The organism is Saccharopolyspora sp. NPDC045941 (assembly GCF_056431445.1).
The window spans coordinates 24,398-48,712 of record NZ_JBWKKU010000048.1 but is presented as its reverse complement, the minus strand read 5'-3'; the positions used below and the strand labels follow the sequence as shown (position 1 = coordinate 48,712).

The window sequence follows — 24,315 nt, the reverse complement described above, 5'->3', positions numbered from 1 at the left end:
CCCCTCCTGCGCCAGGTGCCACCTTCGAAGCGGCGCAGCCGCTTGGCCCGCCTACGCAACTCGCACCGCCACGCAAGACGAGCCCGTCGACAATTCCTCAGCCATCTGCGACCTCCAGGCCTCGGGACGGCCGGTAGACCACGTAGACCGGACGTCCGGCCACGACCTCCATCTCCGCTCGGCGCGGTCCCGGCGGCTCCGCCGCTGGGCCGGGCACCGGGGAGCCCGCCGTGCGCGACGGGATCAGCACCGGATCTTCGTCGATCCCATCCCATTTGGCATCCGCCACCGGGTTGGTGTCGACGACTCGGCTCGTGCTCCGCGCCTCCGGCAGCGCCGCCGCACCACCCGGTCGGCGCACCGCGCCTCCGATGGGCAGAGCGGCGCTCGCGCCCGACGCGACCGCCGACGGCGCGTCGCGGTCCAACCGCTGCGCGGTCGCGACCGACATGTGCTGCGCCTCCGGCCGGCTCCGCCAGCGGCCGCGCTGCGGCGTCCCGGACTCCTCGTCGGGGTCCATGCCGCGGACCTGCTCCCAGAAGTTGCCGTCCTCTTCGTCCTGCTTGGGGCGCCCGCGGAACCGCGAGAACAACCCCTGCGGGGCGCGCGGCACGGCGCGGCTGACGGTGCCCACCGACAGCTGGACCATCTGGCCGATCCGCCGCACGGGCTTGGCGACCAGCAGGAACACGATCGTCACCAGCGCGGCGAGCAGGATCTGGGTCAGCACGGAGAAGTTGCGCAGCGGATCGAAGACCCAGGTCAGGATGAGGGTATGCAACCCGGCCAGCGCCGAGATCATGACCACGTTGAGCACCGCCGCGCCGGCCACCCGGCCGATCGTGCGCAGCACTTGGTGGTAGATCAGCGCCACCAGGCCGATCAGCGGCCCCGCCAGGATCAGCACCCGCAGCAGCACTTGGGCGAGCAGGATCGTCGCCTTGGCCAGCAGCTGGAACGCCGCGTAGGAGAAACCCTGCACCAGCGCCAGAACACCGGCGCCGACCCGGCTGCCGTCGACGCCCTGGAAGTAACCGTAGGAGCTGCCCATCTTCCCGGCGACGTCCTCGAACGCCTGCTTCTTCGGCTCCGGCGAACCGGCGTCGGCCCCGGCGTTGACCTCCTGCTTGGTCCACGCCTGGGCGCGCAGCAGTTCTCGGCCGAGTTCCTGGGCCTGCGGCGAATCGGGAGAGCCGAACTCCCCGCGCAACCAGTTGCGGTAGATGACCTGGTCGTGCAGGAGCGTGGGCAGGGCGTTGCTCTCGTCGACGCCGACCTCCCGCAGGAACCCGGCCTGCACCGCCGATGTCCCGGTGATCACCACGTCGTCCAGCGCGTGCGTGTAGACCAGCGGCGTCAGGTAGGTCGCGGAGGCGAACCACAGCCCGGCCAGCGCCCACATGCCGCGCTTGCCGATGGAGGCCAGGTCGCCCGACCAGATGTAGCGGAACAGCACTATCGCCAGTACCAGCGCGACCAGCCCGAACCACGGGGTGAACACGCTGTCGTAGAGCGCGACGGTGCCGGTGGCGATGACGTCGTCCAGCGGGTCCATCAGGTCGCCGTTGAGCAGCGCGTAGTGCAGGCCGTTGGTCGCGCCGACGAGGTTCTTGGCGATGTTGAACATCTCGTTGCCGAGCCACGTGTCGACCAGCGCGTTCGGGTTGGTCACGCCCTGCGGGCCGCAGCCCAGGTCGTAGGTGTGCCAGACCAGCCCCGCATAGCCGACCTCGTCGTAGGCGCTGCCCGGGTTCCCGACGCCCATCGGCGCGGGGTCCAGCGCGCCGACCATGCCCGAGCCGGGGCGCTCCGGGTTCGGTGCTTCCTTGCAGTCCAGGCCCTGCCCCCAGGCCGGGGCCCCGACCAGCGCCTGGATGGCGATCAGCCCGGCGACGAGCGCGAACGCGCGGCGCTTCGGAGCTCCCGCGGCGAGCCGCTCACGCCGCTTCCGGTGGCGGCGGAAGAGCATCGCGACCACCAGCGCGAACAGCGCGGTCGCGAGCGCAGCGCCGCTGATCTGGCCGTTCACCGCGCGTCTTCCCCACCCCGCTCGCCCGGCCGGCCGGTCGAGCGCTCGCTGCCGTCCTCGGCGTAGCCGATGCCGACCGTTTCGAGCTCGAACTCGTCGAACGATTCGTAGTCGTCCGGGTATTCGTCGCCCGACCCCAGCGCTGGGACGCCGGAGTCGGAGTTCGCCCCGTCGGCGGCGGGCGCCAGGGACCGGTGCTCGGCGTAGTCCTCGGCGGCCGGCGTGGTGTCCAGCGCGTCGCGCAGGTGCTCCAGGTGGGGGCCGGAGAAGTCGATGCGGATCTTCTCCACGCCGCCGGCTCCGTCACCGAAGATGAACTGGCGCGGCGAGCGGTCGCGTTCGGTGGCGTTGCGGGCCGGGCCCGGCCGGCGGCCGAGCGCCGCCACCACCTGCTCGTACCCGGCGCCGACCGGCACCTTGAGCAGCCGCAGCGCGTCGGCTTGCGCCTGCTCGTCGTCCAGCCGGCCGATGAACACCGAGTCCAGCAGGGACACGAAGCCCTGGATGCGCAGGAAGTCGGCCGGGATCTGGCTGGACAGCAGGACCCGGACGTTCCACTTCCGGGAGTCGCGGGCGAACCGGTTCATCAGCACGCGGCCGGTCGGCACCTCGGAGAGGAAGAACGCCTCGTCGATCCACACGCCCTTGCGCTCGTTCTTGGGCCGCTCGTAGATCGACCGCTGCGTCAGCCAGGCTGCCAGGTTGAGCATCTCGACGCCGAGCGCCTCCGCGTCGGTCCAGTGCTCCCGGCCGACGCCGTCCTTCGGCAGCGTCAGGCCGGCCATGGTCAGCACCGTGAGCCGGTCCTCGCGCCGCTCCGAGTACGGGTCGGCGTTGACCTCGGGGATCAGCAGCGACATCCGTTCCCGGATCTCGTCGAGGAAGTCGGCCACCACCACCGCGTGCTCGTGGTGCTCGCTCGCGTCGCGGCGAAGCGCCTCGAAGACCATGCCCGGGTGGGCGTCCGGCCGCCCGCCGACGGCGCGGACCGCGCGCAGCAGCACGATCCGGGTCTGCGGCAGCCTCGCCACCTCGTACGGCAGCAGGCCGGTCAGCACGTCGAGCACCAGGCGGCGCCGGGTGGCCGCGGCCAGCGCGCGTTCGCGGCGCCAGCTGCGCTCCGGATCCTCCTCGTCGACGAAGTGCTCCAGGTCCGGTTCGGCCACCACCCGGTACGGGTTGAGGATGCCGGGCTGGGCGTTGAGCAGGTTGATCGGCCGGGCATAGGGCCTCAGCTCGGGCAGCGTGCACAGCTCCGCGAGCGGGCCGGACGGGTCCAGCAGCGTCCAGTGCGCGCCGGAGCGCAGCGTCTTGTAGACGATTCCGCCGCCCAGGAAGGACTTCCCGCCGCCGAGCCCGGCGACCATCGCGGTCAGGCCGGAGGCATCGCGGATCTCCTGCGCCATCCACGGATCCCAGGCCACCGGACGCCGGGTCGCGGTGCAGGTCTCGCCGAGCAGCGCGCCGCGCCGGTCGCCGACCTCCGCGGTCGCCTGCGGCACCGCGGACGCCGCCCAGACCACCGAGCCGCGGCGCAGGTAGGCGCTGTTGGCCAGCGGCTCGCCCGGGATGAATTCGCGCGCCATCGCGTACTGCGCTTCGGGGTGCTCTATGCCGATCTTGGGCTTGTAGAGATCGAGTATCTGCTGCGCCAGCCGCAGCGCGTCCCGCTCGGTGGGGCCGGACACCGCCAGCCGCCACCAGGACTTGACGCGGGTGGCCAGCGCGGTGAAGCCGGAGGTCATCTCGTCGTCGACTTCGAGCACCCGGCCCGCCTGCCGGGCCAGCGAGGTCGGCGGCTCCAGGCCGTGCTCCTCGGTGTAGTGCCGGACCTGGGAGCGCACCTTGTTCATCTGCCGCTGCAACTCGCCGCCGACGTCCTCGGGGCGGCGCACGTAGATGCGCGCGGACCACTCGACCGGCGCGGGCAGCCGGTCGGAGTGCTGCACCCACGGGTCGTCGATCTCCGGGATCTGCAGGCCGTGCGTCTGCCCGACGGTGAGCACCGCTAGGTGGCGGGTGACGCCCGCGTTCGAGCCGGTGCGGCCGCGCACAGTCACCGTCGGCGCGTACGGGTCCTGGTGCATGTCGGAGGCGTCGGTGAAGGACGCGAGGTCTTCGGGTTCCCACGGCGCGCCGGGCACCGCGGGCAGGTTGCGGGGCGCGGGCAGTCCCAGCGAGCACGAGCGGTGCATCAGCCAGGAGATCTCCTCGGCGGTCACCGGGCGCCCGTCCAGCCCGGCCGAGCCGATCACCTGGTCCAGGTGCTCGACCTCGCTGTCCAGCGCGACGAGTTCGGCGTCCACCGCCTCCGGGAACAACCGGCGCAGCAGCGGCGCGGCGCGCTCCACCGCGCGGTCCACCACGTTGCGGGTCTGCACCTGGACGCCCAGGTAGACCTCTTTCTCCGCCATCGAGCGGCCCATCAGCTGCTGCTGCTCGCCGACCATGTAGTCGTCGAAGGACAGCGCGCCGGGCGTGTCCGGCAGCGGGTAGCGCGAGTTGTGCACGTGCGCCTCGGCCCACATCCGGATCGGGTACGGCCGGTTGGTCACGCGCAGGTGCATCCAGCGGCCCTGCAGCTCGGCGTACTGGCCGGCGATCGCCGCGATCAGGTCCTGGCGCTGCGAGTCGGAGCGGAAGGACCAGCGCTGCGGGGAGAGCCGGTACCAGGCGAACACGTCCTGACCGGTGCGCAGCAGGTGGCCGTCGATGGACCGCGCGGCGATCGACGGCGTGTAGTTCGGGATCGACTGCTCGTCGCCGGGCCCGCGGCCGCGTTTGCCCGGCTTGGCCTTCGCGCTGCGGACCTTGCCGTTCGAGCCGCGGGGACCCGGAACCTGGTGCGTGTTGCGCTCACGGCCTGGCCGGCGACCGAACACCGCGAACCTCCTTGCTACGCGTGCGCCTGCTGGGAACCGTGCTGCGGGCGGCCGGCTGCTGCCTGGGCCGGGCGGGCCGCTGCTGCGGCGGCACCGGGCGTCCCCGCTTGGACTTCTTGGGCCGAGGCCGTTGCGCCCGCACCTTGATCCGGGCGGCGCTGGCGGCGCCGCCGGTGCCGGACGTCTTCTCCCGGGGTGCGGTGAGTTCGCGCAGCCACATCACCAGCACCGCGCCCAGCGGTCGTTCGTGCCCGATCCGGGAGCAGATGATCCGGGTCACGACGATCGTGATGATCACGGCCCACGCGGTGGAGAAGAAGTCGAAGCCGATGTTCATCCGGCGTTCCACGGCGAGCACGAGCAGGAACACCACGAGGCCCACGCCCCAGGCGACGTAGCGGGCGCGCCACGGGAAGGTCGCCTTGGGCGGGCCGAGCCAGACCGCGTCGACCCGGTAGATCTCGTCGTCGGTCCGTATTCGCACGCCGGATCACCCGCCGGTGGTGCTGAACAGGCCCGCGATGAACGTGCCGATGTTCACGCCCGCCCCGTTCACCGCCAGGCCGATGATCGCGAGCGCGACGATCACCCCGCCGACGCGGCGCATGACGCCCGCGTTGTCGCCCTTGCCGCCGCCCAGCCAAAGCAGCAGGACCGCGACGGTGAGCAGCAGGAGCGGCAGCAGGTTCTCGAGGATCCAGCTCTGAATGCCTCCGGTGCCCACCTGCGTCTGCTGTGCCAGTACGTCCAGTTGCGCCAGTGTTTCCAGCGGCATGGCGGTCATCTCTTTACCCCTGATTGCGCGGAGTGTCGTCGGGTCGGTACCTCAGCCCGCCGGGCCCGGCCCGGCACGCAGGTACGAGTAGAACATGACATGGTCACCAGAAGTAGTGGTTGCGAGTTCCGGTGTGGCGGAAACGGTGTCGCGGAGTCCTCGCCGTCACGCCGCGAATAGGCCGTTCGGGCAGGCCGCTTTCGGCAGATCACCGGGAAAAGGACGCCCACCAGGCCGGTTCTGGTCTGGATTCGTGTGGCTGTTCACCCGCTTGCGAGCCCCTTCGTAACACACCGTGCATGACTTCGGTGAGCCAGTGGATTTCCGCACATCGCGTCATGATGCACCCGACCGGATCACGCGAATGTGAAGCCGCGGAGCCGGATCGAAGCAAGGTGATCTTGACGCGCCAACTCAGGGTAGCGGTTCGGGTACAGCGCCCGACGGGCAGGGCGGCCGCTGCGACCGGCAGGATTGTACACAGTGGACGCTCCACTGGCCGGAATGCCGAAACGCCCCAGCCACGACGGCCGGGGCGTTGGCATCCGCGAGTCCGCTACTGGGTCACCCAGTAGGCGTAGGACTGGTAATCCGGGTAGGGGCCGAGGAAATCCTGCAACGGGCCCAGTTCGACGGTCAGCGTCGAGTCGGTGACCAGCTCGGCCGGGATCTCGAAGGTGCTCTCGACCCAGCCGCGCGGGTCGGCGTCGAAGTTCCAGACGCCCGCGACCTCCCCGTGCACCGAGACCTGGACGGCGCGGGAGCCGGTCGGTTCGGCCCCGAGCGGCTCGGTCGCGTCGACGCGGCCGATGATCGTCACCGCGCGGCCGGGGATCAGGTCGTGGAAGGCGAAGGTCTCGCCGCCGACGACGTGCCGCCCGCTGTCGACGACGTCGCTGCCGTCGGGCCCGGTGACCGTCTTGACGTGGGTGCGCGGCTGGAAGCCCTGGTGCGCCGGGACGACCTGATAGTCGTGCCGCTCCTCGTCGCGCAGGTCGGCGACGTTGAGCCGGTCGCGGATCTGCCCGTCAGCGGCCAGCAGCGGCTGGTCGCCGGAGCCCAGCGCGTTCCAGTCGGCCTGGTAGATGGTCACCTTGGTGCAGGTCCGCGCGGCCTGGCAGGCCGACATCCCGCCGAGCGTGGTGTGCGAGAACGTCGGCGACTTCAGCTCGAAGGTGATCAGCTCGCGGCCGAACAGGCCGGCCTCGCCGAGGCCGTGCACGCTCCACGAGTCGAAGATGGCGAAGTAGTCCGGTCGCCGGTCCTCCGGCAGGTACCGCAGTTCCTCGTAGAGGCTGCCGGCGCCGTGCAGGTTCGGGGTGGCGAACCCGGTGGTGGCCAGCCCGATCAGGTCGACCACGTAGCGGTCCGACAAGTAGGTGATGGCACCGACGTCGTTGACCGCGACGTTCGCCCCGCGCGGCAGGTGTCCCTTGATCCAGTGGGCGATGCTCACCTGCTGGTCCCGGATGCCGGCCGCCTGCTGGGCCTGCCGCAGGCTCCACGCGGGCAGCTGGGAGACCGTGAACAGCAGCGCCAGCACGACACCGCCGGCGAGCACGGAACGCAGGGCGCCGCCGGTGAACAGCTGGGCCGCGGTGTGGATGCCGACGACGGCGAACAGCAGCAGGATCGGCATCAGCGGCTGCACGTAGCGCATGTGGTGGACGTCGGCGAACTCCAGCGTCGACACCGAGGCCAACACCAGCACGACGCCGATCCCGGCGGCCAGCGCCAGGCCGCGCCACTGCGGGGACCGCCGGAAAAGGCCGATCACGCCGATCACCGCGAGCAGCAGCGCACCGGGGAAGACGTAGTCCTGAGTGGACAGTCCGGAGAAGGCGGTCAGGAAGGTGCGGAAGTTGCTGAGCACCTTGTCCGCGACTTCCAGCGGGTACACCGCGGGCATGTGCAGCAGCGACTTGGCGAGCACGCCGTTCTGCTCCGCCGAACCCGTCACCGCCCAGTAGAACGCGTAGAGCCCGGCGGCGGCGTAGACCGGCAGGCCGATCCAGGCGATCCGCCCGATCACGCGCGGCCAGGCGGCGCGGGTGCCGCGGGCGTGCGCGATCACGTGCCAGATCATCGCCAGGCTGAGCACGCCGGCGAACAGCAGCGCCTCGGTCCGGGTCAGCGCGGCCACCACCGCGACCAGCGGCGTCCACCGGAACCGGTTCGTCGCGCGCTCGGCGGTGAACACCAGCAGCAGCGCGACGAGCAGGAGGGCGACGAACGCGATCTCCATGCCGCTGGTGGCGCCCCAGGCGAGCGGGCCGCTCAGCGCGACGAGCAGCCCGGCCCAGATGCCGACCTGGCAGCCGGCCAGCCGGGTGCCGAGCCGGTAGGTGAGCGCGGCGGTCAGCGCCATGCACAGCGCGCCGAACAGCATCGCGAACGGCAGGAAGGCCCCGCCCGGCAAGCCCAGCGCGTAGGCACCGCCGAGGATCAGCACGTAGAGCAGGCTGCTCGCGCCGGTGCTGATCGGATCTCCGGTGTTGTACTGCAGGAAGTGCCCGGTGCCGATCTGCCGCGCGTACTGCAGGTGGATGTACGCGTCGTCGACGGGCGGGATGAAGTGCCACTGGTTGTAGGCCAGGTTGACCACCAGGAACAGCGCGGTGACGAGTAACGACAGCCCGCCGATGAGCCACACGGCGGCGTCCCGCAAGGGCCGGCCGGCCGGTCGAGTGGTCGTCCCGGCCGCGGCTTCGGCGGGTGACCCGGCCGGTATCTCGTCGTGTTCGTCGGCGCTGGGCGCCACGAATCTCGTCATGCTCGCTCCGAACGGTGGATCAGCGCGTTCCGATTTCGACGCGCGAGAAGAAAGGAGGACGCCGGCTGGCGGCGCGAAGCGCGGCGCGGCGACTGCGGACTCCCGAGGAACCGACGCCGGACCGGCACCGATTCGCCCCGACCTCAAGAACCCAACGCCGTCACCCTCCGCAACTGAACGCACACGCTGGGGAACTTCGCAAAACGCCCATCCGCGTGCACGCAGAGATTAGCCCTCCCGGGGGTTCCGCCGATTGCCGGGTCGATCTTGTGCGGCGGCGCCCGGCCCCGCGTCGACCACCTGCGCGGAAAGCCCTCCGGACCCTCTAGACTCGAACGCGCGGATGAGTCGGCCGGGTGACCGCGGCGGGAGCGATCTCGTCGAGGAAAGTCCGGACTCCACAGAGCAGGGTGGTTGCTAACGGCAACCCGGGGCGACCCGCGGGACAGTGCCACAGAGAACAGACCGCCCGGCGTTTTCGCCGGGTAAGGGTGAAACGGTGGTGTAAGAGACCACCAGCACCCCGGGTGACCGGGGTGGCTCGGTAAACCCCACCCGGAGCAAGGTCAAGAGGACGCCTTCGCGGCGTCTGCGCGGACGTTCGAGGGCTGCTCGCCCGATGTTCGCGGGTAGGCCGCACCGAGCCTGCCGGCGACGGCAGGCCCAGATGGATGGTCACCGACCGGGCCGGCCGCAAGGCTCCCGGGAACAGAATCCGGCTTACAGGCCGGCTCATCCGCCACAACCCGTCCGAGGGCCGTCTTCCGCGGCATCCGATGGTCCGCAGTTTCAATTGAGGTTTTTCCAACCTCGTTTTGCGTGGCGGTGCGGGTAGCGGAACCTCAGAGGCTCCCTGGACTGTGGGGCCCCTCCTGATGTATGCCCAATACACGACGGAGGGGCCGTCCTCGCCGAGGGAACCCCGGAGGGGTGGGCACCGTGAACCCGCGGCGGTGCAGGTGTCGTAGGTGGGCTATGCGCCTGCGGCGCATGCGACAGCCCATCGACGTGCAGCTTCGCGACCCGCGGCTGCGGGCCGACCAGGATGAAAAACGCTCATTGAAACTGCGGACCCACCGGTGCTCAGGTGCCTTGGTCGACGGGCCGGGGTTCTGCCCGGGCCAGCCTGTGCAGGGCGGCCGGGTCGGCGCCGATCCGGTCGAGGCCGAGCAATCCCGCGCCGATCACCGGCGGCACCTCGACGACGCGGACCTCCACCTCCGGCGAGACCTTCGCACAGCGCCGCGTGATGTCCGGCAGCAGCCGCCGCCCGGCCCCGGCGAGCACCCCGCCGCCGAGGACCACCACCGCGGGCCCGTCGAGCAGTCCGAGGCGACGCAGCGTCACGGTGGCGAGCAGCCCGATCTCCTCGGCGAGCCGGTCGACCAGCTCGCAGGCGATCGCGTCGCCGCCCTCGGCGACCTCGAACAGCACCGGGCACAGCCCGTGCAGCGCGGTCGCGGGCAGTTCGTCGAAGTGCAGCGCCTCGACGACCTCCGCCGCGGTGCGCGCCCCGAAGTGGGCCAGCACCGCGGGCAGCAGCTCGGTCGGTGCGCCGCGACCGTCTTCGGCGCGCACCGCCCACCACAGCGCCTCCTGCCCGAGGAACGCACCGCCGCCCCAGTCGCCGGAGATCCGGCCGATCGCCGGGAACCGGGAGGTCCGGCCGTCGGGCGCGACCCCGACGGCGTTGATCCCGGCGCCGCAGACCACCGCGACGCCGACGCCGTCGTCGGTACCCGCGCGCAGCAGCGCGAAGGTGTCGTTGTCCACCGTCGCCGAGTCGGACCAGCCGCGTTCTTCGATCGCCCGGCGGAGCTCGGCCTCCTCCCGGGGCAGATCGGCCCCGGCCAGGCATGCCGCGGTGTGCACCGCGAACGGCTCCGCGGCCGGCACCCCGGCCAGGGCGACGGCCTGTCGCGCCAGGTCCGCGAGGCTGTCCAGGCACCGCCGCACGCCGACGTGCTGGGGCGATGCGCCGGGCCCGCGCACGGCGGCCAGCACCGAACCGTCGGCGGCGACGAGCAGCACGTCTGTCTTGCTGTTGCCGCCGTCGATGGCCAGCACTGCGGGCTTCATCGGGCCCACGGCAGGAACAGTGCGTTGCGCCGGACGAGTTCGTCCGCCAGCTGGTCGGCGACGGCGTGCTGGCCGATCAGCGGATGTGCGAGCAGCGCGTCGGCGACCCGGTCGCGGCCGCCGCGCAACGCGGCGTCCAGGGCGAGCTGCTCGTACCCGGCGACGTGGCCGATCAGGCCCGCCAGCGCGGGCTCCACCGGCCGCACCGGCATTGGTCCGGCCCCAGTGGAGTCCACAGTGGAGTTCGTTTCGACGACCATGTCGTCCGGCAGGAACGGCAGCGCGCCGTCGTTGCGCACGTTCACCACGTGTTCCGCCGGGCCGCCCGCGGTCAGGGCGTGCACCAGCTGCACCGCGGCCTCCGAGTAGTAGGCCCCGCCGCGCTTCGTCAGCTCCTCCGGCTTCCGCGTCACCGACGGGTCCGTGTACCGCTTGAGGAGGTCGCGTTCGACGTCGGCGACCACCGCCGCGCGGGGCGGGGATTTGCGTTGCTGCGCCAGCACTTCGTCGTGGGCGTAGAAGTACTTCAGGTAGTAGGACGGCACCATGCCGAGCCGCCGCATCAGGCCGGGCGGCAGGCCGATGTGCCCGGCCAGCGCGTCGGCGTGCTCGGCCAGCAGCTCCGGTAGGACGTCGCGGCCGTCGACGCGGACCCCGCGCACCCAGGTGAGGTGGTTCAGGCCGGTGTGCTCCAGCCGGACGGCGTCGGGCGTGACGTCGAGCAGCTGCGCGATCCAGCGGCTGAAGGTGATCGCGACGTTGCACAGCCCGACCGCGCGATGCCCCTCCGCCAGCAGGGCGCGGGTGACGATGCCGACCGGGTTGGTGAAGTTGACGATCCAGGCGTCCGGCGCGACGGCCCGCACGTGCTCGGCGATGTCCAGCACCACCGGGACGGTCCGCAGCGCTTTCGCGAGGCCGCCCGCCCCGGTGGTCTCCTGCCCGATGCAGCCGCAGTCCAGCGGGAACGTCTCGTCCCCGAAGCGCGCTTCCTGGCCGCCGACGCGCAGCTGCAACAGCACGGCCGACGCCCCGCTGGCAGCTTCCACCACGTCCGGCGTGGTGCGCAGCCGCGCCGGGTGGCCCGCCTCCTGCAGCAGCCGGCGGCAGAACGCGGCGACGACCTCCAGCCGCTCCGCGTCCGGATCGACCAGCACGATCTCGTCGACGGCCGGCTCCCGCCGGACCGCGAGACCGTCGATGAGTTCGGGCGTGTAGGTGGAACCGCCGCCCACCACAGTTAGTTTCATCGCTGGCTACCCCTTGACTCCGGTGAAGGTGATACCGCGGACGAAGGCTCGTTGCGCGACCAGGAAGAGCACGATGACCGGCAGCATCACCAGCACGGTCGCGGCCATCGTCAGGTTCCACTCCACCCGGTGCATGCCGCGGAACGACGCCAGCCCCACCGACAGCGTCCAGGACTGCTGGCTCTCGCCGGCGTAGAGCAGCGGGCCGAAGAAGTCGTTCCAGGTGTAGAGGAAGCAGAACAGCGCCGCCGCGGCGATGCCGGGCCGCGCCATCGGCAGCACGACCCGCAGCATCGCGGTGAACTCGGAACAGCCGTCCACCTTCGCGGCATCCACATAGGACTGCGGGATGGTCAGGAAGAACTGGCGCAGCAGGAAGATGCTGAACGCGTCGCCGAACAGGTACGGGATGATCAGCGGCCAGATCGTGCCGGTGAGCTCGAAGCGGGTCCACACGATGTACAGCGGCACCGCGGTGACCTGCGGCGGCAGCATCATGGCCGCGATCACCAGCACGAACGCGGCACTGCGGCCCCGCCAGCGCAGCTTCGCCAGCGCGTAGGCCACCGGGATGCTGGAGATCAGCATGAAGGCCGTGGCCAGCACCGAGTAGAGCAGGCTGTTGGCCAGGTACTGCAGCATCGGCGCCTTGGTGAAGACCTCGCCGAAGTTCTCCCAGTACCACTCCCGCGGCCACAGGTCGGCGGTGAGCGCTTGCTGGTCGGACATCGCCGCGGTGAGGAACACGAAGACCAGCGGCAGCAAGAACATCAGCCCGAGCGCGATCCCGATGCTGTGCACCGCGACCCAGTACAACCGCCCGTGCGACATCAGCTCACCTCCTCGGCGTTGGTGCCGCCGCGCATCCGGCGGATGAGCAACGCGGTGAACCCGAGGGAGAACACGAACAGCACGACCGCCATCGCCGCCGCGTAACCCATGTTGTAGTAGTGGAATCCCTGCTGGTAGAGCCAGGCCGGGAAGGTCAGCGTCGCGTTGTCCGGGTAGCCCAGGACCTTGCTGCTGCCCACCACCTCCGCCTGCCCGGAGGCCACCGAACCGGCGACCACGGCCTGGGTGAAGTACTGCAGCGCGAAGATGATCGAGTTGACCACGCCGAACAGCAGCACCGGCGCGATCGACGGCAGCGTGATGTGCCAGAACCGGCGTGCCGGGCCCGCGCCGTCCAGCGCCGCCGCCTCGTGCAGCTCCTGCGGCACGTCCAGCAGCGCGGCCAGCATGATGATCATCAACTCGCCGCTGCCCCACAGCGTGAGCAGCGTCAGGGCGGGCTTGGCCCACGCCGGGTCGTTGAACCACAGCGGTCCGTCGATTCCCAGCAGCCCCAGCAACCCGTTCACCGGCCCGGTGCCGGGGTTGAACAGGAAGGTGAAGGCCAGCGTGGCCGCCACCGGCGGCGCGAGCGCGGGCAGGTAGCAGAGGGTGCGCAGCAGCCCGACGCCGCTGCGCACCCGGGCGAGCACGGCGGCGACGCCGAGCGCGAACACCACGCGCAGCACCGTGAGGACCACGACCAGCCAGATCGTGTTCACCGCGGCGATGCGCACCACCGGGTCGCCGAAGAGCAGGTACGCGTAGTTGCGCAGCCCGACCCATTCCGGCGGGGTCAGCAGGTCGTAGCCGGTGAACGAGAAGAACACCGTGGCCAGCAGCGGATAAGCGAAGAAGCAGCTGAACCCGAGGATCCACGGAGCCATGAAGCCCAGCACCCGCAGGCGGTTGCGCGCCGTGCGGGCGCGGGCCGGGGCAGCCCGCCCCGGCCGCGTCCGTTCCAACGTCGCCACCATGCCGTCAGCCGCCGCCCAGCGCCTTGGCCGCGTCGATCTGGGCGTCCAGTTCCCGCAACGCCCCGCCGAGATCGGCGACCTGGCCGCTCTGCCACTTCACCGAGAAGTCCTCGGCGGACTTCATGTAGGCGCCGCCGTTCGGGCTGGGCGGGCTGGCCACCAGTTGCGGGTTGTCGAACAGGTCCAGGAAGGTCTTGTACTGCTCGCTGCTCTCCAACCGGGGATCGTGCAGCGCCGCGGTGGTGGTCGGCACGTTCTTCAGGCCGTTGGCCAGGTCCACCAGCGCCGTCGTGTCGGTGGTCAGGTAGCGGACGAGTTCCCAGGCCGCGCCGGCGTTCTCCGCGCCGCGCGGGATGCCGATGATCGTGCCGGTCACGAAGCCGGTGCCGTAGAGCTCGGGCTTGCTGTCCGAGACGGGGAACGGCGCGGTGCCGAAGCGCAGGTTCGGCGCGTCGTCCTCGATGAACCCGGTGCGGTACTCGCCGTCGATCATCATCGCGACCTTGCCCTGCTGGAAGGCGTTGTCCGCGGAGTACTGCTGGCCGAGACCGGCGGTGAACTGCACCAGCTTGTCCCAGCCGTAGAAGTCGACGAGTTCCTTCTGCCAGCGGTACATCTCCTGCCAGGCCGGGTCCTGGCCGAGCACCGACTTGCCCTGCGCGTCCATCCACGTCGCGCCGAAGTGCGGCGCCCAGTTCCACGGGTGGTTGGCCTGCGAGGTCAGCACCGGCAGGAATCCGGCGACCTTGATCGAGCCGTCCGGGTTGAACTCGGTGAGCCGCTTGGCGAGATCGGTCAGCTCGGACGTGGTCTTCGGCGGCGCGGTGATGCCCGCCTTGGCGAACAGGTCGGCGTTGTAGTACATGCCGTAGACGTCGGCCAGCAGCGGCATCGCGCAGCGCTTGCCCTGGAACTGCGTGTACTCCTGGACGACCTTCGGGATCTGGTTCAGGTCGACCTGGTCGCGCTGCAGGTAGGGGCCGAGGTCCTGCCAGGCGCCGCTGGAGCAGAACTGGCCGAGGTTGATCGTCTCCGCCGAGAGCGCCACGTCCGGCGGGTTGCCGCCGCGGATGGCCTGGGTGATCTTGTCGTCGTCCTGGTTGCCCTGGCTGTTGATGGTGATGTTCGGGTGCTTGGCGTGGAACCCGTCGAGCACCCGGTTGAGCACGTCGAGCTCGCGATCGGTGAACTGGCTGGACACCGTGACGGTGACCTGCTGGTCCGGTCCCGGCGCGGGCTGCGGACCGTCCGATGTGGAGCCCGCCGTGCAGGACGCGGCGACCAGCGCCGCCACCGCCGTTCCCGCCGCCGCTAATGCTCGTGAGCGATAATTCCGGTTCTCACCGGAACGGCCGCTCACGACCGTTGACCGTCTCATCGCGCCTCCTCCAACTGGACTTCCGGGTCGGATCGGATTCCCACCGCCGTGGCGGGCAGGCCGAAGACCTGCTCCCGGGCGAGGCCGAGGGCTACTTGCAGGGCGCCCGCACGCACCGCGCGCTCGGTGCACTCCGCCGGTTCCACGGGGGTGCGCGGCACGACGAGGCGGTGCAGCTCGGCGGCGACCAGGTCGGCGAACTGCCGGCCGCCGACCTGCGCGATCTCGGCGGTCAGCAGCACGAGTTCGGGATCGAGGACGCTGACGACACCGGCGACGCCGGTGGCGACGCGGCGCGCCAGGTCGGCGAGGAACGCCTGCCCGGCGGCACCCGCGGCGTGCGCCGCCTGCACGGCCGCCGCGCCGTTGCGGGCCTTCAGGCCGTGCGCGCGGGCGAGCTTGTTGATCGACCGGTAGCTCAGCAGGCTGCCCAGCCGCGAGCCGGTGCGGTCCACGCCGGTGTCCAGCCGGGCCCGGTCGGGTGCGCGCATCCAGTCGATCTCGCCCGCGCCGCCGGTGACCCCGCGGTGCAGCACGCGGTCGATCACCACGGCGGCGCCGAGCCCGTCGCTGAGCCAGACCAGCACGAAGTCCCGGACCTGCTGGGCCCGCCCGGCGGTCATCTCCACGAGCGCGACCAGGTTGACGTCGTTGTCGACGATCACGTCGGTGCCCAGTTCGGCGCGCAGCCGCCCGGGCAGGTCGAAGCCCTCCCAGCCGGGCAGGTGCGGGGCGAAGCCGAGATGCCCGGTGGCCGGGTCGACCGCGCCCGGCGAGCCGATCACGACCTTGGCGAGCTGGTCGGGGCGCAGCTCGGCGCGGGCGGCGGCCTCGGTCATCGCGGTGGCGAACGCCAGCGGCGCGTCGTTGCCGGACGGCAGCGCGCTGCGGTGCTCCACGCGGATCTCGCCGGTGATGTCGGCGATCACGATGTCGACCTCGTCGGGGGTCAGGCTCACGCCCGCGACGTGCGCGAGGGCGCCGTTCACCGACCACATCTGGGCGGCGGGCCCGCGATTCCCGCCGCGCAGCTTGCCGCGGCGCACCATGCCGGCCTTCTCCAGCCGGGCGAGCAGCGCGACGGTCGCGGGCTTGGACAGGCCGATGACGGCTTCGAGCTCGGCCCGGGTCAGCGCGCCCCGCCGCAGCATCGCCTCGATCGCGGCCCGATCGTTGATCGCCCGCAACAGCCGCGGGCTCCCGTCCCGCGCCGCCCCTGCTTCCCGCGCCACCGAAACCCCTATCCGTTAACTTCCTATACGGTTTCAGGGCACGCTAGTAACCCACCTCACACATGTCAATGGTCTGAACCAGGGACCCCGCAGGACGGCTCAGCTGCGCCGGGTGATCACCGGGAGCGAGTTTTAGGCGCAACAGCACCAAGGCTCGGCGTTTGAAATGGCAATGAGGTTCTTCAGAGGGTTTCGACCGTGGTTTGGCCTTTGTCCTTGAAGCGGCGCAGCCGCTTAGCCCACCCTCGCCGCTTGCACCGCCGCGGGTTCACGGTGCCCACCCCTCCGGGGTTCTCCCAGCGAGGACAGCCCCGACGTGGTGAATTGGCATTCATGATGTCGGGGATCCCACAGCGAGAAGACCGCAGCAACTCCCGCAGGGGGGCCGCTACCTGCACCGCCACGCAAAACGAGCCTGGAAACAGGTTCTACGACCAGTGGGAGATGTCGTTGACCAGGCGGACCGATGCGTTGCCGTCCGGGTAGAACTCCACGATCGACAGCGACGCCAGGTCGAGGTGCAGCCGGTAGAACATCGACGGGCCGACGTCCAGGGCGAGGCGCAGCAGCGCCTTGATCGGCGTCACGTGGCTGACCACGATGATCGTCTGCCCCGCGTACCGGGCCACGAGGTCGTCGCGGGCCGCCGTGACCCGCTCGAAGACCGCGTCGAGGCTTTCGCCGCCCGGCGGCACGATGCTCGGGTCGCCGAGCCACTTCCGGTGCAGCTGCGGGAACTGCTCGGAGGCCTCCCCGAAGGTGAGGCCCTCCCAGTCGCCGAAGTCGGTTTCCAGCAGGCCGTCGTGGAAGTGCAGTTCGCCGCCGGTCGCGTCGACCACGGCCTGCGCGGATTGCCGGGTCCTGGTCAGCGGCGAGGCGATCACCGGTGCGATGCCGTCCGGCGTGATCACGCCGTCCATCGCGGCCAGGCGCTTGCCCGCCGCGCGCACCTGCCGCTCCCCCAGCGGGGTCAGCGCGACGTCGCCCCGGCCGGAGTAGCGCCGGTCCACCGACATCGGCGTCTGCCCGTGGCGCAGCAGCAGCATCTTCGTCGGCGTGCCGTCGGCGCCGAGCCATCCGGACGGCCGGATGCGCGCGGAGCTCGTGCTCGCCTCACCCGGCGTCGACGTGCCGCTCGACCGCTCGGCACCGCCGGCCTGCCGGTCCATCGCCTCGTTGGCCAGCCGGTCGGCGTGCGCGTTCTGGGCGCGCGGCACCCACTGCAGGTCCACGCGGCCGAACCCGGCGATCAGCTGCCGCGCCTCGGCGGCCAGCGGCTGCAGGTTGACGTGCTTGACCTTCCAGCGCCCCGCCAGCTGCTCGATGACCAGCTTGGAGTCCATCCGCACCTCGAGCTCGGCGGCACCGAGCTCGGCGGCGGCCCGCAGGCCCGCGATCACGCCCTGGTACTCGGCGACGTTGTTGGTCGCCACGCCCAGCCCGATGGAACGCTCGGCGAGCACCTCGCCGGACTCGGCGTCGCGAACCACCGCGCCGCATCCGGCCGGGCCCGGATTGCCGCGCGATCCGCCGTCGGCCTCGACGACGACTCGCGAGCTCACCGGTTCTCCCCGGTCCGCACCAGGATCGCGCCGCACTCCTCGCAGCGGACCACGTCGTCGGCCGCGGCCTCGCGCACCTCGGTCAGCGCGGAGCGGTCGAGCTCGATCCGGCAGGCGCCGCACCGGGCGCCCTGCAGCAGCCCGGCCGCGACGCCGCGCTGCGCGCGGATGCGCTCGTAGAGCGCGAGGAGGTCCGCCGGCATCACCTTGATGATCAGGTCCCGCTCGCCCTTACGGCGCGTCTCCGCCACCTCCAGGTCGGCGAGCGCCTCGTCGCGGCGCGACTGGATGTCCGCGAGCCGCTCCTCGGCGACGGCGACGGCCTCGCGCGACTTCGTCACGTTCGTTTCGAGGGCCTCGCGCTGCTCCATGACCTCGAGCTGCTCGTCCTCCAGGATGCCCTGGCGGCGGGCGAGCGTCTGCAGCTCGTGCTCCAGGTCTTCGAGCTGCTTGGCGGACGCCCCGGCCGCCATCAGGTCGCGGTCCCGCCGCTCCCGGGCGCGCACCTGGTCGACCTCGTTCTCCAGCCGCTTGACCTCGCGGTCCAGGTCGCTGAACGCGGTCTGGGCGACCACCAGCTCATCGCGCTTGGCGCGCACCTCGCCCTCGGCCTGGCCGATCTGCTCCAGCTCCGGCAGCGTGCGCCTGCGGTGCTCGACGCGGTTGAGTTCCGCGTCCGCCTCCGCGAGATCGAGCAGCCGTCGCTGAACGGCGGGGTCGGCTTTCACGCGAGCGCCCTCCCTGGGTCGGATGCCGCGCCGGCGTGAACGGTCCACGGATCGGTGCGGCGGGTGGAAACGAGGACTTCGACTGTATCCGGCAGCGCGGCGGCGACGATGTCCGCGGCCTGTTGGCACCACGGCCACTCGCTCGCCCAGTGCGCCACGTCCACCAGGGCGGGCACCTCCGCACCGGGCACGTCGGCCCGGGCCAGGTGCTCGCCGGCCGGGTGGTGCCGCAGGTCGGCGGTCACGTAGGCGTCGACGCCCGCCGCGGCCGCGGCCGCCAGGTAGGAATCGCCCGCGCCGCCGCACACCGCGACGGTGCGGATCGGCCGCTCCGGGTCGCCCGCACCGCGCACGCCCCAGGCCGTGGTGGGCAGGTTCTGCGCGACGCGGTTCACGAAGTCGCGGAACGGCTCGGCCTCGGGCAGCTCGCCGATGCGCCCGAGCCCGGTCTCGGCGCCCTCCGCGTGCGGCACCAGCGGCCGGCGCACGGTCAGGCCGATCGCCGCGGCCAGCGCATCCGACACTCCCTGCACCGCGCTGTCGGCGTTGGTGTGCGCGCAGTACAGGCCGATGCCGGAGCGGATCAGCCGGTGCACGATCCGCCCCTTGGGGTCGTCCGCGGGCACCCCGTGCACGCCGCGCAGCAGCAGCGGGTGGTGCGAAACCACCAGCTGCGCGCCGAAATCCACCGCTTCGTCCACAGTGGCCTCGACCGGGTCCACGCAGAACAGCACCCGCTGCACGACCGCGTCCGGGTCGCCGCACGCCAAGCCGACCGCGTCCCAGCTCTCCGCCAGCTCGGTCGGATACGCCTCCTCCAGCGCGCCGATCACCTCTCGAAGCCGCACCACCACCGGCTCACCCCCGTCCCAAGATGTCGCGTAATGCCTTCACCAGCAAAGCGTTCTGCGCCGGGTCGCGAACCGCGACCCGGAGGTGATCGGGTCCGAGACCGGGGAACGTGTCACCCCGGCGGACCGCGATTCCGTGCTGCCGCAACGCCTCCCGCACCTCCGCCCCGCCGGCCACCTGCAGCAGCAAGAACGGGGCGCGGGCGGGCAGCGCGATCCGCAGCCCCGGGATGCCGTCGAGCTCGGCGACCAGGCCGACCCGGTGCTCCTCGAACTCGGCCGCCGCCTGCTCCGATTCGGCCAGCGCCGCCGGCTCGCAGCAGGCGATCATCGCCTCCAGCACCAGCGCGTTGACCGGCCAATGTGGACGATAGCGGGACAGCCGCCGCAGCAGCTCCGGATCCCCCAAGGCATACCCCGCGCGCAGCCCCGGCAGCCCCCACATCTTCGTCAGGCTGCGGAACACCAGCAGCCCCGGCTCCCGGCAGCCCGCGAGCGACTCCGGCTCGCCCGGCACGGTGTCGGCGAACGCCTCGTCGACGAGCACCACCCGGCCCGGCCGCAGCAGCCGCCGGATCTCCGCCGCCGGATGCAGCACGGACGTCGGGTTGGTCGGGTTGCCCAGCACCACGAGATCCGCCTGCTCCGGCACCGCGGTCGCGTCCAGGCGGTAGCCGTCCGAGGGATCCAGCTGCACCCGCGCCACCTCGACACCGGCGTTGCGCAGCGCCAGCTCGGGTTCGGTGAACGAAGGGTGCACCAGCGCGGCGAGGCGGGGGCGCAGCGACGGCAGGAGCGCGAAGCCCTCCGCGGCCCCGGCCAGCGGCAGGACCTCGTCGGTGGTGCGGCCGTGGCGGGCGGCGGCAGCCGACCGAGCGGCCAGGTCGTCGGCGGCCGACGGGTAGCGGCCGAGGCGGTCCAGCGCCGCCGCGAGGCGGTGGCGGAGCCACGCCGGGGGGCGGTCGAGGCGGACGTTCACCGCGAAGTCGAGCAGGCCGTGCTCGGCGTCGACGTCGCCGTGGTGGCGCAACGAATCCCGGTCGTCCCCGCTGTTCATCCCGGGCAGTCTAACCAGGACCGAATCGGGGCCGTGCGCCCTGAAGGCAGCGGTGATCCGACCGTCCCCCCGGCGGGTGCGCCGCGCCGGGCGGAGCGAGGCCCGCGAGGTGAACGGACCGTTCGTCCCGATAGGCGGAGCGAACGGTCCGTTCACTCCTCCGGTCCCTGCGGCCCCCGGCCGGGCGCGGGCGATCCGTACCCTCGGGAAACGTGCACATCTCCTTCATCTGTACCGGCAACATCTGCCGTTCCCCGATGGCCGCCCTGGTGTTCCGCGAGCAGCTGCGGCGGGCCGGGCTGGACGGGCAGGTCGAGGTCACCAGTGCCGGGACCGGGCCGTGGCACGTCGGCGAGCCGGCCGATCCGCGCACCGCGAAGGTGCTCGCCGACCACGGTTACCCCACCGAGCACGTCGCGGCCCAGGTCGACGACCACCACCTGGACGCCGACCTGCTCGTCGCGATGGACGCCGGACACCTGCGCGCGGTGCGCCGCCTCGTCGACGGCTCGACCGAGGTGCGGCTGCTGCGCTCCTTCGACCCGGACTCGTCCGACGACGCCGAGGTCCCGGACCCGTACTACGGCGGGCCGAACGGGTTCGACGACGTGCTGGCGATGATCGAGGCCGCGGCGCCGGGCCTGCTGGCCTGGGTCCGCGAACGGCTGTGACGGCGATGCGCGACCAAGCCCGGGCGGTGGCGGCGAAGATCACCGGGCGGACACCGGCCGACGTGCGCCGGCTCAGCGGCGGCGACACCTCGGCCGCGTTCGCGGTCCGCCTCGACGACGGCACGACGGTCTTCGCCAAGAACGCACCGATGCCCGGCGCCATCGCGGCCGAAGCGGCATCGCTGGCCTGGCTCGCCGAGCCCGACGCCATCGCCGTCCCCGAGGTGCACGGCCACGACGAGAACTGGCTGGTCACCGAGCACATCCCGGCGGCGGCGCCGAACGCGCTCGCCGCCGAGCGCCTCGGCCGCGAGCTCGCCGCGCTGCACGCGGCCGGTGCGCCCGCCTTCGGCGCAGCGCCGCCCGGTGGTCCTGCGGACGCGTGGATCGGCCTCGCCCGGATGCGCAACGAACCGGACGAGCAGTGGCCCGCGTTCTACGCCCGGCACCGGGTCGAGCCGTACCTGCGCCGCGCCGTCGACGCGGGGACGCTCAGCGCCGAGGGCAGCGCGGTGATCTCGCTGGTGTGCGCGCAGGTCGACGAGCTCGCCGGGCCAGCCGAGCCGCCGGCGCGGCTGCACGGCGACCTGTGGAGCGGCAACGTGCACTGGGGTGCGCAGCGGGCGTGGCTGATCGATCCGGCCGCGCACGGCGGGCACCGCGAGACCGACCTCGCCATGCTGCGCCTGTTCGGCTGCCCCCACCTGGACCGCGTCGTGGCGGCGTACCAGGAGGTCAGCCCGCTGGCCGAGGGCTGGGAGCACCGGATCGGACTGCACCAGCTGTTCCCGCTGCTGGTGCACGCGGTGCTCTTCGGCGGCAGCTACGCGGGCCAGGCCGTCGCCGCCGCCCGCTCCGCCCTCCGCGCCAGGTAGGCGGTACCTGAAGACGGCCACCGCGTCCCGCTGATACCCCGTCGCGCGCTTCGGCCGACGACTACGTCACACCGGCAGAACCGGCCGCCGGGCGGCGCCCGGTCGTGCGCGCGTCCCGGGCAAAACGGGCGCTGACCTGCCACGATCCGGCTCCCACAACCGAAAACCGCAGGTCAGATTGCTTCGGCTACCGTGTAGGAGTGCGCCTGAAGTTCTTGCTACGACCCGGTTGGCTCGGCCTGATCGCACTGGTCGTGGTGTTCGCGTCGCTGTGCTTCACGCTCCTCGCCCCTTGGCAGTTCAGCCGCAGCGACGAAGCGCAGACGCGCAACAACGCCATCGCCGAGTCGTTCCACGCGCCGCCGAAGCCGCTCGCGGAGGTGCTGCCCGCAGGGCAGGCGCCGGACCAGCGGACCGAGTGGTCGCAGGTCGTGCTGCGCGGCCAGTACGTGCCGGAGGGCGAAACGCTGGCCTGGCAGCGCACGGTGCTCGGCGAGCCCGCGTTCGAGGTGCTGACCCCGTTCCGGCTCGACGACGGCACGACGGTGCTGGTCGACCGGGGCTTCATCCGCCCCGTCGACGGCACCCGGGCACCGGACTACGCGGCCGCGCCGACCGGCGACGTCTCGGTGACCGCCCGCGTCCGGACCGACGAGCAGGACAGCAAGCGGCGCCCGCTGTTCGAGCACGACGGGCACCGCTGGGCCTACGCGGTGAACGCGGAGACCATTTCGAACGGCACCGGCCTCGCCCTGCGGCCGGGTTACGTGGTGCTCAACGAGGGCCAGCCGGGCGTGCTGGGCGCCATGCCGCTGCCGCGCCTGGAATCGGGGCCGTACTTCTCCTACGCCCTGCAGTGGATCGCCTTCGGCATCATGGCGATCATCGCCATCGGCTACCTGGTGTACTCGGAGCTGCGCCCCGACGCCCGCCCTGCCTGGCAGAACGCACCGGCCGGGGAGAAGTCCGCCGGCGGGCCGGAGCCCGGCGCGAAGGGCGGCCGCCGCCGGAAGATCTCGGTGGCCGAGGCGATCGCCGAGGAAGAGCGCCGGGAACGCGAAGAAGAGGCCCGCCGCAAGGCCGGATCCCAGGCCCCGGCCGACGACGCGGCCCCCCAGACCAACGCCTGACGACGCCACGAGGCCTGCCGATTTCGCCGGGAATCGGGATCCGGCCCGCACCCATCGAGGGCATGCGCTGGGATCTACGCGTTTCCGCAGGTCAGGTTCCGTGAGCACGTTGGATCGCTATAACAGCACAAAGCACTCACGACGCCTGACCAGGCGGAACGTCAGCGGTTGCGACGGTCCTTACGGATGCCGCGGGTCAGGGCGAACGCCGCCGTCAAGACTCCTGTGACCGTGCCGATCACCCGCGAGAGCTCGACGCTGCGGGTCACGTCGCCCGCGTCCGCCGTCCGGCCCTCCCCCAGCACCGGGCGCTGCTCCACCACGTGGCCGTAAATCGTCCGGCCGCCGAGCCGGATCTGGAGGGCACCGGCGAACGCCGCCTCCACCTGCCCCGCGTTCGGGCTCGGGTGCGCCGAGGCGTCCTGCCGCCAGGTCCGCCACGCGCCGCCCGCCGAGCCACCGACCACCGGCGCGCACGCCGAGGTCAGTACGGCCGCCAGGCGCGACGGCACCAGGTTCAGCACGTCGTCCAGGCGCGCCGACGCCCAGCCGAAGTTGCGGTAGCGCGGTGAGCGGTGGCCGACCATGGCGTCGAGCGTGTTGGCCGCGCGGTAGCCGATCAGCCCCGGCACCCCGGCGATCGCTCCCCACACCAGCGGCGCCACCACCGCGTCGGAGGTGTTCTCGGCGACCGACTCGACCGTGGCCCTGGCCAGGCCCTGGCCGTCCAGCACCGCCGAGTCCCGGCCGCACAGGTTGCGCAGCCGCACCCGTGCCGCGTCGATCTCGCCCGCGTCGAGCATCCGGGCCATCGCGGTGCCCTCGTCGGCCAGCGACGAGCCGCCGAGCACCACCCAGGTGGCCAGCCCGGTGACGGCGGCCTCCAGCACCGGGCTGCGCCGGGACAGCCGCTGCGCCAGGACCCCGACGCCGACCGTGCCGCCGACCAGCAGGCCGGTGTAGGCGATGCCGGCCAGCCGCTGGTCGCGGTGCAGCGCCCGCTCGGCGGCCTGGGCGGCCTTGCCGAAGAGCGCGACCGGATGCCCGTCCTTCGGGTCGCCGATCGCCGCGTCCGCGGCCACTCCGAGTAGCAGTCCGACCGCACGTCCCGCGCTCACCGGTGCCGTTCCTCCAAATCGATCCGATGCCCACCAACAAGCCCGGGAACCCGGCGTTCGCGCTGGTGATCGGCCGTGAGCGCGGCTGGTCGCCAGGACGGCCAAAGGCGCTCACGA

At 72.0% G+C, this 24,315-nt stretch carries 19 protein-coding genes and 1 other RNA gene; 4 read left to right on the top strand and 16 right to left on the bottom strand.

Annotated elements, in window-relative coordinates; translation table 11 throughout:
- Nucleotides 1-97: 97 nt before the first annotated feature.
- From AC07FN_RS31520 to AC07FN_RS31500, 5 genes are all read right to left on the bottom strand, one after another.
- Nucleotides 98-2,029, bottom strand: coding sequence for a hypothetical protein (locus tag AC07FN_RS31520; RefSeq protein WP_478398887.1), 1,932 nt, complete (start codon nt 2,027-2,029; stop codon nt 98-100).
- Nucleotides 2,026-4,911, bottom strand: a complete 2,886-nt coding sequence (locus AC07FN_RS31515) for an ATP-binding protein (protein WP_478398886.1) — start codon at nt 4,909-4,911, stop codon at nt 2,026-2,028. Before AC07FN_RS31515 ends, AC07FN_RS31520 begins: the two co-directional genes overlap by 4 nt.
- Entirely contained in the window at nt 4,886-5,395 is a 510-nt protein-coding gene (locus AC07FN_RS31510; RefSeq protein ID WP_478398885.1) for a hypothetical protein, read from the bottom strand. The genes AC07FN_RS31515 and AC07FN_RS31510 overlap by 26 nt, the downstream gene beginning before the upstream one ends.
- Nucleotides 5,396-5,401: 6 nt before the next feature.
- The gene (locus AC07FN_RS31505) at nt 5,402-5,695 is read right to left on the bottom strand and encodes a hypothetical protein (protein WP_132488124.1); all 294 of its coding nucleotides are present in this window, start codon (nt 5,693-5,695) and stop codon (nt 5,402-5,404) included.
- A 547-nt stretch (nt 5,696-6,242) separates the two neighbouring features.
- Nucleotides 6,243-8,459 carry an ArnT family glycosyltransferase gene (locus AC07FN_RS31500; protein WP_478398884.1) on the bottom strand — a complete coding sequence of 739 codons (2,217 nt, stop codon included), beginning with the start codon at nt 8,457-8,459 and terminating at the stop codon, nt 6,243-6,245.
- A gap of 344 nt (nt 8,460-8,803) precedes the next feature.
- Here AC07FN_RS31500 and rnpB point away from each other — a divergent pair.
- An RNA gene (rnpB, locus tag AC07FN_RS31495) (RNase P RNA component class A) lies at nt 8,804-9,198 on the top strand.
- 344 nt (nt 9,199-9,542) lie between these two features.
- Here rnpB and AC07FN_RS31490 read toward each other — a convergent pair.
- The 10 genes from AC07FN_RS31490 to cobC all read right to left on the bottom strand — a co-directional run bounded on the left by AC07FN_RS31490 (nt 9,543) and on the right by cobC (nt 20,404).
- Entirely contained in the window at nt 9,543-10,538 is a 996-nt protein-coding gene (locus AC07FN_RS31490; RefSeq protein ID WP_478398883.1) for an N-acetylglucosamine kinase, read from the bottom strand.
- Entirely contained in the window at nt 10,535-11,788 is a 1,254-nt protein-coding gene (locus AC07FN_RS31485; RefSeq protein WP_478398882.1) for a 6-phospho-beta-glucosidase, read from the bottom strand. The genes AC07FN_RS31490 and AC07FN_RS31485 overlap by 4 nt, the downstream gene beginning before the upstream one ends.
- A gap of 6 nt (nt 11,789-11,794) precedes the next feature.
- Nucleotides 11,795-12,619: a carbohydrate ABC transporter permease gene (locus AC07FN_RS31480; protein WP_478398881.1), complete on the bottom strand. Its 825-nt coding sequence runs from the start codon at nt 12,617-12,619 to the stop codon at nt 11,795-11,797.
- Nucleotides 12,619-13,596 (bottom strand): carbohydrate ABC transporter permease, encoded by a 978-nt coding sequence (locus AC07FN_RS31475; protein ID WP_478398880.1) that lies wholly within the window; start codon nt 13,594-13,596, stop codon nt 12,619-12,621. The genes AC07FN_RS31480 and AC07FN_RS31475 overlap by 1 nt, the downstream gene beginning before the upstream one ends.
- 4 nt (nt 13,597-13,600) lie before the next feature.
- Nucleotides 13,601-14,974 (bottom strand): ABC transporter substrate-binding protein, encoded by a 1,374-nt coding sequence (locus tag AC07FN_RS31470; RefSeq protein WP_478398879.1) that lies wholly within the window; start codon nt 14,972-14,974, stop codon nt 13,601-13,603.
- Complete coding sequence (locus AC07FN_RS31465) at nt 14,971-16,206, bottom strand: ROK family transcriptional regulator (protein WP_478398878.1); 1,236 nt, start codon at nt 16,204-16,206, stop codon at nt 14,971-14,973. The genes AC07FN_RS31470 and AC07FN_RS31465 overlap by 4 nt, the downstream gene beginning before the upstream one ends.
- A 428-nt stretch (nt 16,207-16,634) precedes the next feature.
- On the bottom strand, nt 16,635-17,768 hold the full coding sequence (locus tag AC07FN_RS31460; protein WP_478398877.1) for a bifunctional RNase H/acid phosphatase: 1,134 nt from the start codon (nt 17,766-17,768) through the stop codon (nt 16,635-16,637).
- Complete coding sequence (locus AC07FN_RS31455; protein WP_478398876.1) at nt 17,765-18,496, bottom strand: zinc ribbon domain-containing protein; 732 nt, start codon at nt 18,494-18,496, stop codon at nt 17,765-17,767. The genes AC07FN_RS31460 and AC07FN_RS31455 overlap by 4 nt, the downstream gene beginning before the upstream one ends.
- Nucleotides 18,493-19,347: a Nif3-like dinuclear metal center hexameric protein gene (locus AC07FN_RS31450; protein ID WP_478398875.1), complete on the bottom strand. Its 855-nt coding sequence runs from the start codon at nt 19,345-19,347 to the stop codon at nt 18,493-18,495. Before AC07FN_RS31450 ends, AC07FN_RS31455 begins: the two co-directional genes overlap by 4 nt.
- Nucleotides 19,348-19,354: 7 nt before the next feature.
- Nucleotides 19,355-20,404 carry an Rv2231c family pyridoxal phosphate-dependent protein CobC gene (gene cobC / locus AC07FN_RS31445; protein WP_478398874.1) on the bottom strand — a complete coding sequence of 350 codons (1,050 nt, stop codon included), beginning with the start codon at nt 20,402-20,404 and terminating at the stop codon, nt 19,355-19,357.
- A gap of 212 nt (nt 20,405-20,616) precedes the next feature.
- Here cobC and AC07FN_RS31440 point away from each other — a divergent pair, with 212 nt between their 5' ends.
- From AC07FN_RS31440 to AC07FN_RS31430, 3 genes are all read left to right on the top strand, one after another.
- On the top strand, nt 20,617-21,075 hold the full coding sequence (locus tag AC07FN_RS31440) for a low molecular weight protein-tyrosine-phosphatase (protein WP_452611768.1): 459 nt from the start codon (nt 20,617-20,619) through the stop codon (nt 21,073-21,075).
- A 5-nt stretch (nt 21,076-21,080) separates the two neighbouring features.
- The gene (locus tag AC07FN_RS31435) at nt 21,081-21,950 is read left to right on the top strand and encodes a fructosamine kinase family protein (protein WP_478398873.1); all 870 of its coding nucleotides are present in this window, start codon (nt 21,081-21,083) and stop codon (nt 21,948-21,950) included.
- Nucleotides 21,951-22,150: 200 nt separating this feature from the next.
- On the top strand, nt 22,151-23,080 hold the full coding sequence (locus tag AC07FN_RS31430) for an SURF1 family cytochrome oxidase biogenesis protein (RefSeq protein ID WP_478398872.1): 930 nt from the start codon (nt 22,151-22,153) through the stop codon (nt 23,078-23,080).
- 161 nt (nt 23,081-23,241) lie between these two features.
- Here AC07FN_RS31430 and AC07FN_RS31425 read toward each other — a convergent pair whose 3' ends face one another.
- On the bottom strand, nt 23,242-24,198 hold the full coding sequence (locus tag AC07FN_RS31425; protein ID WP_452611771.1) for a cobalamin biosynthesis protein: 957 nt from the start codon (nt 24,196-24,198) through the stop codon (nt 23,242-23,244).
- Nucleotides 24,199-24,315: the final 117 nt, after the last annotated feature.